This window comes from Chryseobacterium sp. T16E-39 (assembly GCF_002216065.1).
GTDB lineage: Bacteria > Bacteroidota > Bacteroidia > Flavobacteriales > Weeksellaceae > Chryseobacterium.
In genome coordinates this window covers 4,267,728-4,279,955 of sequence record NZ_CP022282.1, presented here as the reverse complement: position 1 = coordinate 4,279,955, position 12,228 = coordinate 4,267,728, and the positions used below count along the sequence as shown (strand labels likewise).

Here is a 12,228-nt window from a genome sequence, read left to right as displayed (position 1 = left end):
ACTATTAGATTGTTGTATTAGTGAGCTCTTCCGTTTTTAGGGAAGAGACTTGTTTCTTTTTAGACGCAGTAAACAATCTGTAAAAACATATTGCTATCAGAATAGCGAGAATTCCCTGAATAAAAAGTGTATTGCTGCTTCCAATATGTTCTGACGCAAACCCAGTCAACAGACTACCTAAAGGCAGCATTCCAAAAATAGCAGTTAATAAAATACTGATTGCTCTTCCTTTCATATGGGCAGCAGCTTCAGACTGAACAATGATATTACAACTGGTAAATTGCATTACACTCCCAAATCCTGTAAAAACTACAAATAACATAGCCCAATAGAAATTAGTGGTTTGTGAGAAAAAAATGAGTCCAATTCCAAGTATCACTGTACTCATGATGAGATAAAAACGAAGGTTGTCATTTCTTTTCAGCGAGGCGAGCAAAATCGTTCCCGATACGGCGCCAAGTCCAATAAATCCGGAGATATATCCAAAGGTTGCAGCACCGCCCTTAAAGGTCATTTTTGCAACTTCAGGAATTAAAGTATCATAAGGAAGAACAAACAATCCTATTAACGATAACATCAAAATAACCAATCCAATTCTTGGCTCATTTTTCAGATAGCTAACTCCCTCTTTAAATTCTGAAACCACTTTTTTATCTGTTACTCTTTTTTCATAAGGAGGAAGCTTCATCATGGCAAAGCATCCAATTACGGCCATAAAACCGATCGAATTCAGCACAAAACAAAATCCCACATTCCAATGTTCCAATACAAATCCTGCTACGGCGGGCCCCAGAACTTTACTTACACTTGACATTGCTGCACTTAATGAAAGCGCGCTTGGAACATCACCTTCTTCGCTCACCACTTGCCCAATCATGGTCTGTCTGGCAGGAACATCAAATGCGTTGATTACTCCCAACACTACACTCAGGCTTAAAATTTGCCACACCACAATATGATTAGTCAGAAACAGAATCGCCAGCAAAGATGTTTGAACTACTGCCGCAATCTGTGTCCAACGAATAATAGTACTCCTGTTATACCGGTCTGCAGCGACACCACCAACAAATGAAAATAAAAATGATGGAAACTGTTCTGCAAATACGGTAACTCCCAACATAAATGAAGAATGGGTCAGCGAATAGACCAACCATACAATTGCCGTTCGCTGCATCCATGTTCCAAATTGAGATATTGACCGGCCTGCAAAATAATATTTAAAATTATCACTCTTAAAAGCCCTGAATGTACTTACATTACTTATACTCATCATACCTTACTTCAACTATGTTCTATTTTATATATCAAACAATTCATTTACCTATTTGACAAAAATCATCAAAACGTCAAATTTTATTTAAAAAAATTTATCCTTTAATTTTTTCCACAACCATTTTGGCTAACATTTTTGCACCTTCTTCCCATTGATCTTTGTAGTTCTCACTTACGGATTCACGACGAATACCACGAATACTGCTCAACAATACAAATAATAAAGTATCAATATTTTTAGAATCTGGTTTAGCAATTTCACCGTTTTCGCTGGACTCACGGATCACTCTTTTCAACAGCGCTGTTTCAGACTGCATCATTCTTTGATGAATCTCCCAGATGATATCAGAATATTTGGATCGTTCTTCACTATCCATTCTGGCTTCAATGGCGGATATAAAATTTCTGGTTTTATTAAACCCTTTAACCTTAGCAATACAAAACGCCTGAATCCGGGATTCTAGTTTTTTCTCTTTGTATATGATTTCTTCTAATTCATTTTTCACCTCATCAACTAGCGATATCATCACTGCTTCAAAAAGTTCATCCCTGTTTTTGAAATAATAATAAAGAGCACTTCTTGTTTTTCCAACTGCTTTAGCCACATCATCCATCGTTACTTTTTTGATTCCATAACGTTGGTACAGATCCTGTGCGGTCTGTAAAATCTGGCTTTTTAAAATCTCTTCCTGGGAAAGTAGTAGGTTCATTTATTTTGATGATTAGAATCCTGCGTAGAAATATTTGACAAATTTACAAATTTTGTCGAAATGAAAAATTATTTTTTCCATTTTTTTTTGAAAAGTATTAAAACCATTGACTACGAAAGAATAAAATCCTTGTATTTAAAAAGATATAATTGAGTATATTCGTTTTAAGAATTAAAACCAAATACAAGCAAAACAGCAAGACTATGGGAATATTTGATTTTATGAAAAAGAAAGCAGGTCAGAAGCATTTACCTGCCGATCAGTATTTAAATCACTTATACCAAATCTTCCAACAAGAACCAGAGTTGTATCTGGAAGAAAGCTTAATAAAAGGAATTCCTGGTATAACAACAATCGTTTATAGAGACATTCCAGAAAAAGGTTGTATTACAGCCTTTACTTATGGGTTATCATTAGTTGAACATCCAGACTGGAAAATAGGACGAGCGGAACTTTGCATTTCCGTTAATTCATCACATTTAGATTGGGCTCAAGCTATGGGATATATTGCCAATCAACTTCGTGGTGACTGTCCTTTTAGTTATGCCCAGGTCATTAATTTTAAAGAAAAGATCAGTCCTGATTCTGAAATGGATGCATTTTTTATCTTTGCCCCCAGTACAATCGATAAAGAAGATTATCTCTATATTGACATTGGAACAGATTATAAAGTAAGTATTGCCAGTCTCTATCCAATGTACTCCGACGAGATTGAAATTTATAATAATATTGGTCTTGAAAAATTCTGGCACCATCCTAGTTTTGATAACTATAAAGTGAATAGGAAAAAAATTAAAGGTTAATAAAAGTTTAAAAAATGGAAAGATGGACTCCAATTACCGAAACCGAAATTTATACAGAGCTTAACAAGATCCAGTTTGAATTAACGGGAGATTTGTGGAATTTCTGGCAACTTATGAGGGTGAAGCCACAAAAATGGAATGAAAAAGAATATGGAAATGAAGGAAATGGTTTTTGGGTAGTTGCCATTGTTGGACAAAGGGTAATCTGGTATAATGATATTGAAGAAGGATTCAATATTTCAAGTTACAAGGAATATGGTGAAATTGAAGAATATCTTTGTAATCAGGATGAATTAAAATATGCCGTTATGAAACTTTATAAATTAATAAAGTTTGGAGAAAATGAAGCAATTTATCAGGATAGCCAAGGATAAACTAACATATCGAAAATTCAAACTAACAAGAACCATAAAAATGGCAATTGCAAAAAAAGGTCTTAGAGCTATTAACCATAACTATAAGATCTGATACTCCTCCAAAACTGTTACAGTATTTTAAATATAGAAGATTTAACACCTTATAAAATAAATAAAGGGTAAAACGAGATGAATCTAAGATTATACAGTAATAGTAGACACCTCTATAAAGGGAATTAAAAATAAACTCCAACAAGTACAAAATATCTGGGAAGATAAAAATATCATCTCCCTGTTATTTTTTAAGAAGACATAGAAAAGTTTTATCTTTTTCTTATCCTGATGTGAAAGGTCGATCATACTATTATTATACAAGGGAAAAGCTAAGATCAAAAGTCAAGATATTCATCACAATAATTAACATAATAAAATTCCCTGAGTAGTGACCAAAGTATTTTATATATTTACACCTTAATTTTAAAATACTTATTATGAAAAATCTTAAAAAATTAAATCGAAAGGATTTAAAAAATGTTATTGGTGGTACTAAATGTGAACAATCAAGAGGAGCTATAGGTTGTGAAGAACCAGGAGAGGGTGGACCTCTAAATACATATAAATGTTGTAGTGATCTCTATACTTGTGGTGGATGTAGTACTGGTAGCAATTGTCCATCAGGATATTTTTTACGAGCTTGTTAAGACAACCAAAATTATTGAGACTGTTGAGTAATTATATGACAGTCTTTTTTTAATAAAAAAATATAATGAATATAATTAGAATTATAACTCTTACTCTTATCTCAATTAATGCTTTTGGTCAAAACAAACAATTTTTCTATGAATACAAATTTGTTCGTGATTCAACAAACGCGAAAAGTTTAGAGAAAGAAATAATGGTTTTAAATATTAGCAACAATAAATCAGAATTCTACAGTTTTGAAAAATACAAATCAGACTCAACATTGAATGCAGATTCAAAGAAAGGAATCCTTTCCATGCCCTCTAATATAAAAATGAATAAAGATAGAGTAGTCAGAGATCTTAATACTCAAAAAATTGAATTTATTACACCTCTTGAACCTTATAGATATTCAGTTAATCAGAATATAGATTTAAAATGGAATATACTTGCGGAGTTTAATAATATTTTGGGGTATGATGTACAAAAAGCAACCACAGAGTTTGGAGGTAGAAAGTGGATTGCGTGGTTTGCAAAAGAGATTCCGATACAAAGTGGTCCATATAAATTTTTTGGACTTCCAGGATTGATTCTTAAAATAGAGGATCTTAACAAAAGTCACATTTTTGAACTTAAGGGGATAAAAGCCACAAAAGGAAACTTTAATTATCCCAACGTAAATAATTATAAAGATGTGAAAATCACTTATCAAAAATATGTGAAAATTTATGAAAATTTTAGAAAAAATCCGATGGCGGGCTCAGTTGGAGCTTTCCCAGACCAAACAGATGCTAATGGTGTTTTTCACTCCGGAAATGAAATTTTTCGTGAATTTGAAAAAAAAGCACTTGAGGGCTTGAAAAAGGATAATAATATTATAGAATTAGATTTATTAAAACAATGAATAAATTACAATTATTGATTCTTTATCTTTGTGAAAAATTATGATTCCTATCCACGATCTTTTCTTTTTCTTCTTAGCCGCATTTATATTGGTGATAAGCCCCGGACCAAATATGATTTATCTTATCTCACGATCGATAACGCAGGGAAGAAAAGCAGGATTAACTTCACTTGCAGGTGTGGTCTGTGGTTTTTTATTCCACATTGTCATGGTTTCTTTTGGACTTACTGCTGTTCTGTTTGCCGTACCTTATGCCTATATCGTCCTCAAAACATTAGGAACAATATATCTTTTATATCTGGCTTATCAGGCTATAAAACCGAATAGTAAAAATATTTTTGAAGTTGATAAAAACATTTCTATAGATAGACCCCGAAAATTATTTGCAGTAGGCTTTTTAACTAATGTTCTCAATCCTAAAGTTGCCGTCTTCTACCTCTCTTTTTTTCCTCAGTTTATTAAACCGGAATATGGATCTATTTTTACTCAAAGTTTAGAGCTAGGGGTCATACAGACCTTTACAAGCTTTACAATCAACTTCATCATTGTTTTAACCGCAGCAAAGGTAGCTACCTTTTTCGCTAAAAATCCTATGTGGATAAAAGTACAAAAATGGTTTATGACAAGTGTCCTGGTCTTTCTTGCTGTGAAAATGGTTCTTTCGAAAGCGAAGTAGTAAGAAAATTCTTAGACTTTTCAATAGTTATGGGAAACCGTAATTAATCAATAATTGCATTCCATAAATTTGAAATACTTAAAAAAGAATTCATCATGAAAAGTATTTTAAACCTGTTAAGCTTTGTATTTCTCTGTATTACTACGATGTCATGCTCGACAAATTACTATACAGTTTTGTTATCTGAAGATGCAAAAATGTATAGTTCAACAGATTCCAGTAACATTGTAACTTTAATCCCAAAAGACACTCAAGTTTTTGTTTCATCTAAAATCAACAAAAGGAATTATAGGAAAATAAAATGGGGAAATTACTCTGGCTGGGCCTATAATCCAGTTTATACATCCTATGGTAATTATACTCCTCTTAAAACAACTACAAGCTCCTCAACATATAATTACAATTCGAACAGTTCGACTTCAGGAGGAACAGTAAGTGTAAAAGGATATACCAGAAAGGATGGAACTTATGTAAGACCCCATACAAGAAGTAGCCCATCGAGAAGAAGATAACCTGATCATTGATAAAAGCCTTAAACAATGTTTAAGGCTTTTTTATTTTTTAAAATAGCGAAAAAGGGTAATTGAAATTCAATGGCAATAGCTTCAACTTTGTTTGACAATAAATATCAGCCTGCGATTGATAAATTTTGTAAAAACAAACTAAAAATAAAAGCCATGAAAAATTATTTAACAAAAGCCTTGGGCATACTCTGCATCGTGATCTTCTTATGCAGCTGTACACCCTTAAAGACAGCATTAAATGAGAAATTCCCTCCTATTTCTACAATTGATCAACAATATACTTCAGTAGAAAGGAATCTTTCTGAACTCTCAGATTTCAAACCACATGTTGGTGTGCATGTAAACAAAGAAATTATTTTGCAGTATTTGCCTCGGGAGTTAAAAAAGGCCACAGAGGGAATAAATGATGAAAATATTATTGTACAAAACGTTGAGCCTATACTGTCCTTTGACCGACAAGGCATCTCTATTCAAGCTGATTTTTTAATTAGATTTCCAAAATACGATATAGAAACTAAAGGAAATTTTAAAGGTGTCACGGCAATTTCAACCCAAACAGATACTCTTTATTTGAGAAGTGCATTAACCTCTTTAAAAATTGAGAGTATCAAATTTTTAAAACATCCTAAAATCTCTCAAAAAGCACTAGCAAAATTAATTGCTCCAATTCTTAAGAACTACATCGATAATATTAACGGCCAGATCTTTAAAAAACCAACAGTTATTGATATTGGCTGGGGCGAATCTTATCAACTAAGTCTTAAGGAAATGTTTAAAAATCCGGATACAGAAGTTATTGCTGATCCTTTAAACCTATCCCGATTTGTGAAAAAATCTTCAGTAAGAATACAATCAGATGGTATTTCAATAATGGCAGAGCTGATAAAAGACAAACCAACAATTGTAAATACTGCCCTGGCCTCATCAGCTAAACCAAGAACCAACGCCGAATTATCAAAATTGTTCAAAGCATTTAATGAAAAGTATGAAAATCTATGGCTGACCGTTTTTGAACCTATTGATATAAAACCCTCTGTAACAGCGAGTATAAGCAAAGAAGAAGTTTCTACTATATTTAACGAAGCTTTTTCTAAACCAATTACTTTAAAGCAGAACTTCATTATTCCTGAGACAGCATTTAATGAAAAACTGGAAGTGAAAAGGGGTGATATCAATTGTCAAAAAGTAAGAACAGATTTTAAATATCCCGATTTTAATGGTGCAAGCTGCAACTGGAACTGCATGCATACCATAACGGTTGGAGTTTGCCCATTTTGCAGAAGGGTTCGTGTCGAAGATCCTGTGTGTGCGGCAACAAGAAGAGCCTGTAAATTGAGAGTGGAAGCTGAAAGGTTAGCATGGCAGGCAGCCCGTGAGACAGCCCGTATTGCTCACCAGGTAGAAAATGAAGCAAAGGTAGCAGCCTGTAATGTCTGGAGGGAAACTTTAGACTTCCTTGCTTTGGGGAAATTTAAAGGGGAAATATCTGGAAATGGTAAAGCGTTAATTAATCTTCAGTCTCTTACTTTTAACCGGGATCTTTCAGAGATAACAATGCCTTATTCAGGACAGGTTGATGCAACTTTACAATCTAATTTGGAATTAAAACCTATGGATTTAGGATATATCTTCTTCTGTTTTTCAAATTATGACAAAAAAACGACAAGTGACATCGATATCAATATTCCCCAAAATGTTTCGAAGATCAGTATAAACTCATCTCGTGATGGGGAAAACCTATTGTTACATATCAAACCGGGTCATGTTTCCTACAAAGCTTCCATTAATCCAAGCCCACTCCATAGCCTTCTTTTAGATCCTAAGTTTCAGGTACAGTGTCCAATTAGCCTTTTGCTGACACTGGGTCAAATTGGAATAGCAGCCGGTGAATTTTTAAATATGGTTAAACTGGCTCCAGAGCAAAAACTTTTGCTTCTTGGACAAACAAATGGTGTCTATAGTATTGATGATTTTAGAATTCCTTTCAAACCCATTGAATTTAAAGTAAATGGAGAAAAGAAAAAATCATTGATATTCTGGAACAGCAGATCAATTCAGTTCAGCTACTTTAAGCCACAGCCTTGATAATTTTAAAATGCAATAATGACTGTAAAAGAAAAAATGCTGAATTTTATTCAGCATTTTTTTATCGTATAAACCAAGGTATTTTTTTAATGTGCTTCCAGCCAGTTGTTTCCTACTCCAACTTCAACTAATAAAGGAACCTGCGTTTCAATTGCACTTTCCATTTCAGTTTTGATTAATTTGGAAGCAACCTCAATTTCTTCGATTGGAGACTCAAATACCAATTCGTCATGTACCTGTAACAACATCTTGGTTTGAAGTTTCTGTTCATCCAGTTGCTTATCAATTTTGATCATCGCCATTTTTACGACATCAGCAGCACTTCCCTGCACAGGAGCATTTACAGCATTTCTTTCTGCGTGACCTCTTACGACAAAGTTCCCGGAATTAATATCCTTCAAATGCCTTTTTCTTCCTAAAATGGTCTCGACATAGCCAATTTCGCGGGCTTTCTTCACCTGCTCAGCCATATATTCTTTTAGTTTCGGATAGTTTTCAAAATAGGCTTCGATCATTTGCTTGGCCTCTGATCTGGATAAACCGGTTTGCTCAGCTAATGCAAAAGCACCCTGTCCATAAATAATCCCAAAGTTCACCGTTTTAGCCTGACTTCTCTGGGTTTTTGAAACTTCTTCCAAAGGAATTTTAAAGAGCTTAGCTGCCGTAGAAGCGTGAATATCTTCACCATCCTGGAATGCTTTGATCATATTATCTTCACCGGAAATTTCAGCGATGAGACGTAATTCGATCTGTGAGTAATCGGCAGAGATAATTTTCTTTCCATCTCCGGAAACAAATGCTCCACGAATCTGTTGCCCCCTCAAAGTTCTGATCGGAATATTCTGTAAATTCGGATTCACACTTGCCAGACGACCTGTTGCAGCAGTGGTCTGGGAAAAGTTGGTATGTACACGCTCATCTCTGTCAATCTGTGATGGTAATGCATCTACATAAGTTGACTTTAATTTCTGATAGGTTCTGTACTCAAGAATGTGTTTAATAATTTCGTGCTTTGAAGACAGTTTCTGTAATACATCTTCAGAGGTTGCGTACTGGCCGGTCTTCGTCTTTTTAGCTTTTGGATCAAGCTGCATTTTTTCAAATAAAATCTCACCCAATTGTTTTGGAGAATTCATATTGAACTCTTCTCCAGAAAACTCAAATATCTTGGATTCTAATTGTCTTAAATCATTTTCAAGATCAATACTTTCCTGAGCCAGCCATTTTTCATCAAGAGAAATTCCGGCCAATTCCATTTTGGCTAAAACTTCCATCAACGGCATTTCAATTTTAAAGAACAGGTCTTCTAAATTTTCCTTTTTTAATTGGGGAGCAAACAGCTCATATAACTGGAAAGTCACGTCCGCATCTTCTGCAGCATAATCTGTTTGTGTTCTTACATCTGCATCTCTGAAGGTTCCCTGGTTCTTTCCTTTCTTCCCAATAATCGTTTCAATTGAAACAGGTTTATAATTTAAATAGACTTCTGAAAGATAATCCATTCCATGTCGCCCATCCGGATTCAGTAGATAATGAGCAATCATTGTGTCAAACATCGCTCCTTTTACCGTGATATCATATTGCTTTAAAATTTTATAGTCAAATTTTAAATTATGAGCTACTTTCAGCAAATCTTCTTTTTCAAAAAACGGTCTGAAAATTTCCAATGTTTTTAAAACCTCATTTCTATCTTCCGATAAAGGAATATAATAAGCCAAACCTTTTTTATAAGAGAAACTCATTCCTACCAATTCAGCTTCCAACTCATTCAGTGATGTCGTCTCTGTATCAAAGCAAACCACTCTTTGCTGTAATAAATTATTGACAAGTATTTTCTGAGCTTTTGGATTATCTACGAATTGATATAAATGTTCGTTATGTTCTATAGTTGATTTTGTAGAAGTTGCCTGATCCAATTCTTCATAAGTAGCAAAAAGATCAAGCTGGGTAACCTGCCCTTGTACAATGGTTCCTTTTGACGTTTGAGCTACTTCAACCTCAGCAACTACAACAGTTTCTGTAGGTGCGAAGGCTCTGTATAGGTTTTCATACAATCTTCTGAATTCTATCTCATCAAAAACCTCCTTTACTTTTTCAAAATCCGGAGTTTCAAGGTCATATTGTTCCTGATGGAATTCAATTGGAGCATCACAAATAATGGTTGCCAGTTTTTTAGATAAAATCCCTCTTTCTGCTGATGCTTCTATTTTTTCTTTTAATTTCCCTTTTAACTGATGAGTATTAGCTAGAAGGTTTTCAATGCTTCCGTATTCTTTGAGAAATTTCATGGCTGTCTTTTCACCAACCCCGTCCAATCCCGGAATATTATCTACAGCATCCCCCATCATGGCAAGAAAATCGATCACCTGTTTAGGATCTTCAATTTCATATTTGGCTTTTACTTCTTCTACGCCAAGAATTTCAATATCTCCACCTTTTAAGCCAGGTTTATACATTTTAATTTTATCTGTAACCAGCTGGGCAAAATCTTTATCCGGTGTTACCATAAAAGTAGTATATCCCTCTTTTTCGGCTTTACAGGCAATAGTTCCAATTACATCATCCGCTTCATATCCTTCCACTCCCAAATAGGGAATATGCATTGCTTCTAAAATCCTATGAATATAAGGAACTGCGATTTTGATTGCTTCGGGAGTTTCACTTCGGTTAGCTTTATAGTCGGCAAAATCATCCGTTCTTACACTGGCTTGCCCCACATCAAAAACCACCGCTAAATGGGTAGGTCTTTCTCTTCTGATCAATTCGATCAAAGAATTGGTAAAACCAAAAATAGCTGATGTATCGATTCCTGTACTCGTTAATCTTGGATTTCTGATCAATGCGTAATATCCTCTGAAAATCATCGCATAAGCATCGATGAGAAATAACCTTTTATCTTGAGTTGCGTCCATATTTTCTATAATGAACAAATATAAGAAAATAGGAATATTTATGTTCTACAATTAATGGGTAGATTTTTAATTTTAAAGTTTCATAAAATAAAAAAAAACTCCTGAGAGGTTTTCGTATTTTTTACTTATTCACCATAATTAAGATATGGATTATTGATTTTAAATTCGTAATTAAAAACTTCTTCATCGGACATTTTTAATAGCTTTTTGATATATTCCGGCAGAGATTCTCCATATTTATCTTTATAAGAAGCCGTTTCCTGAATTATCCCGTCAAGAACTTCCACAGATTTCAGGTACTCATTATTAAAAACAATACTGGCTATCATAATATTTCCGTTTTCATCATACTCTTTAGAAATCCCATACATTACATTTCCTTTATTTTCATTGGTCTGTTCTAAATTCCCATCTGAATCATAAAGGTATTAGATTCCATTTTTGTAGCCATTTTTATATTGAGCTTCAGATTCCAAAACCTCTTTAAACTGCACATATATTTCTCCTGTAAAAGGTTGTGTGAATTCCTGATCTAAAAAATATACTGCGGATCCATTAATATCATTTTTGGTATATAAACGGTCATCAATATCTTCTAATCTTAATTCTGCATTTTTGTCAATCATAAGTTTAGAAGGGCATTTTATAAAAATTTTTGAGCCTCTTCGATATTATATACTATTCTGTCATCTTTAAGGCTAAGATCCTCAAAAAACACCTTATATTTTTCAAAATAAGAACGGTCAGCTTTTACTAAAACGGGAAAAAGTTGGCTGGCTTGGTAGGGCTCTCCCGCTTTGACAGTTTTCAAAACTGCTTTTTCAATTTCTGCAAGGTATAAATTCAAAGTATTCAGTGATAATAAAAGATCCTTAAAAAAGCTTTCAAAAAAAACCTCATGATATAGCTCCAAAAACCGATTTATGTAGGGCATTAATTGAGTTTCGGTATTGCCGTTGAAGACTGATATTTTAAGTGCATGTGAAAATTTATCATACACCATATCTCTTCCATATATTCTATGCGGATCAAAATTTTCAATGTTATCCCATCTTTCATTGATAAATTGCTGAAGTTTAGAAAATCCTTCTTTTTTATTCCAGGAAACCAATATAAGAATTGCCTGGTAAATTATTTCTTTATCATCTGAACTTAATAACTGTACGAGCTTATGTATTCTATCTGTATCATTTACATTATCAAGAAGCATAACCTCGCTAAGATCATACCCTATTTCTCCTTCTTCATCATAATAGTATAGGGTATCATATGTTTCTTTTGACATGTTTTCTTCCATGATTGTCT

The 12,228-nt window shown here is 33.8% G+C and carries 13 protein-coding genes; 7 read left to right on the top strand and 6 right to left on the bottom strand.

The window, feature by feature from the left end; all coding sequences use genetic code 11:
* Positions 1–4 precede the first annotated feature (4 nt).
* Positions 5–1,273, bottom strand: coding sequence for an MFS transporter (locus CEY12_RS19500; protein ID WP_089029257.1), 1,269 nt, complete (start codon positions 1,271–1,273; stop codon positions 5–7).
* Between the two features lie 94 nt (positions 1,274–1,367).
* Positions 1,368–1,982 (bottom strand): TetR/AcrR family transcriptional regulator, encoded by a 615-nt coding sequence (locus tag CEY12_RS19495; protein ID WP_089029256.1) that lies wholly within the window; start codon positions 1,980–1,982, stop codon positions 1,368–1,370.
* 149 nt (positions 1,983–2,131) lie between these two features.
* On the opposite strand from CEY12_RS19495, the gene CEY12_RS19490 reads away from it, so the two are divergent.
* The 7 genes from CEY12_RS19490 (at position 2,132) to CEY12_RS19460 (ending at position 8,011) form a co-directional block, all read left to right on the top strand.
* Positions 2,132–2,785 (top strand): suppressor of fused domain protein, encoded by a 654-nt coding sequence (locus CEY12_RS19490; RefSeq protein WP_228409735.1) that lies wholly within the window; start codon positions 2,132–2,134, stop codon positions 2,783–2,785.
* A 14-nt stretch (positions 2,786–2,799) separates the two neighbouring features.
* Entirely contained in the window at positions 2,800–3,159 is a 360-nt protein-coding gene (locus CEY12_RS19485) for a hypothetical protein (RefSeq protein WP_172821054.1), read from the top strand.
* A gap of 473 nt (positions 3,160–3,632) precedes the next feature.
* Positions 3,633–3,842: a bacteriocin-like protein gene (locus CEY12_RS19480; RefSeq protein ID WP_089029255.1), complete on the top strand. Its 210-nt coding sequence runs from the start codon at positions 3,633–3,635 to the stop codon at positions 3,840–3,842.
* Positions 3,843–3,907: 65 nt separating this feature from the next.
* Positions 3,908–4,726, top strand: a complete 819-nt coding sequence (locus tag CEY12_RS19475; RefSeq protein WP_089029254.1) for a GLPGLI family protein — start codon at positions 3,908–3,910, stop codon at positions 4,724–4,726.
* A 40-nt stretch (positions 4,727–4,766) separates the two neighbouring features.
* Positions 4,767–5,402 carry a LysE family translocator gene (locus tag CEY12_RS19470; protein WP_089029253.1) on the top strand — a complete coding sequence of 212 codons (636 nt, stop codon included), beginning with the start codon at positions 4,767–4,769 and terminating at the stop codon, positions 5,400–5,402.
* 95 nt (positions 5,403–5,497) lie between these two features.
* Positions 5,498–5,914, top strand: coding sequence for a hypothetical protein (locus CEY12_RS19465; protein ID WP_157676858.1), 417 nt, complete (start codon positions 5,498–5,500; stop codon positions 5,912–5,914).
* Between the two features lie 165 nt (positions 5,915–6,079).
* Positions 6,080–8,011 carry a hypothetical protein gene (locus CEY12_RS19460; protein ID WP_157676857.1) on the top strand — a complete coding sequence of 644 codons (1,932 nt, stop codon included), beginning with the start codon at positions 6,080–6,082 and terminating at the stop codon, positions 8,009–8,011.
* 86 nt (positions 8,012–8,097) lie between these two features.
* Here CEY12_RS19460 and polA read toward each other — a convergent pair whose 3' ends face one another.
* The 4 genes from polA to CEY12_RS19440 all read right to left on the bottom strand — a co-directional run bounded on the left by polA (position 8,098) and on the right by CEY12_RS19440 (position 12,220).
* Positions 8,098–10,923, bottom strand: coding sequence for a DNA polymerase I (gene polA / locus CEY12_RS19455; protein ID WP_089029250.1), 2,826 nt, complete (start codon positions 10,921–10,923; stop codon positions 8,098–8,100).
* Between the two features lie 125 nt (positions 10,924–11,048).
* Positions 11,049–11,294 (bottom strand): hypothetical protein, encoded by a 246-nt coding sequence (locus CEY12_RS19450; RefSeq protein ID WP_089029249.1) that lies wholly within the window; start codon positions 11,292–11,294, stop codon positions 11,049–11,051.
* Positions 11,295–11,351: 57 nt separating this feature from the next.
* On the bottom strand, positions 11,352–11,549 hold the full coding sequence (locus CEY12_RS19445) for a hypothetical protein (RefSeq protein ID WP_089029248.1): 198 nt from the start codon (positions 11,547–11,549) through the stop codon (positions 11,352–11,354).
* A 17-nt stretch (positions 11,550–11,566) separates the two neighbouring features.
* Positions 11,567–12,220: a hypothetical protein gene (locus CEY12_RS19440; protein WP_089029247.1), complete on the bottom strand. Its 654-nt coding sequence runs from the start codon at positions 12,218–12,220 to the stop codon at positions 11,567–11,569.
* Positions 12,221–12,228 lie beyond the last annotated feature (8 nt).

Excerpts from the sequence above, each read along its gene's own strand:
- polA (WP_089029250.1), bottom strand. The coding sequence starts at position 10,923 with ATGGACGCAACTCAAGATAAAAGGTTATTTCTCATCGATGCTTATGCG.
- CEY12_RS19440 (WP_089029247.1), bottom strand. The coding sequence starts at position 12,220 with ATGGAAGAAAACATGTCAAAAGAAACATATGATACCCTATACTATTAT.
- CEY12_RS19470 (WP_089029253.1), top strand. The coding sequence starts at position 4,767 with ATGATTCCTATCCACGATCTTTTCTTTTTCTTCTTAGCCGCATTTATA.
- CEY12_RS19485 (WP_172821054.1), top strand. The coding sequence starts at position 2,800 with ATGGAAAGATGGACTCCAATTACCGAAACCGAAATTTATACAGAGCTT.
- CEY12_RS19460 (WP_157676857.1), top strand. The coding sequence starts at position 6,080 with ATGAAAAATTATTTAACAAAAGCCTTGGGCATACTCTGCATCGTGATC.
- CEY12_RS19465 (WP_157676858.1), top strand. The coding sequence starts at position 5,498 with ATGAAAAGTATTTTAAACCTGTTAAGCTTTGTATTTCTCTGTATTACT.
- CEY12_RS19495 (WP_089029256.1), bottom strand. The coding sequence starts at position 1,982 with ATGAACCTACTACTTTCCCAGGAAGAGATTTTAAAAAGCCAGATTTTA.
- CEY12_RS19445 (WP_089029248.1), bottom strand. The coding sequence starts at position 11,549 with ATGATTGACAAAAATGCAGAATTAAGATTAGAAGATATTGATGACCGT.
- CEY12_RS19480 (WP_089029255.1), top strand. The coding sequence starts at position 3,633 with ATGAAAAATCTTAAAAAATTAAATCGAAAGGATTTAAAAAATGTTATT.
- CEY12_RS19475 (WP_089029254.1), top strand. The coding sequence starts at position 3,908 with ATGAATATAATTAGAATTATAACTCTTACTCTTATCTCAATTAATGCT.
- CEY12_RS19450 (WP_089029249.1), bottom strand. The coding sequence starts at position 11,294 with ATGTATGGGATTTCTAAAGAGTATGATGAAAACGGAAATATTATGATA.
- CEY12_RS19500 (WP_089029257.1), bottom strand. The coding sequence starts at position 1,273 with ATGATGAGTATAAGTAATGTAAGTACATTCAGGGCTTTTAAGAGTGAT.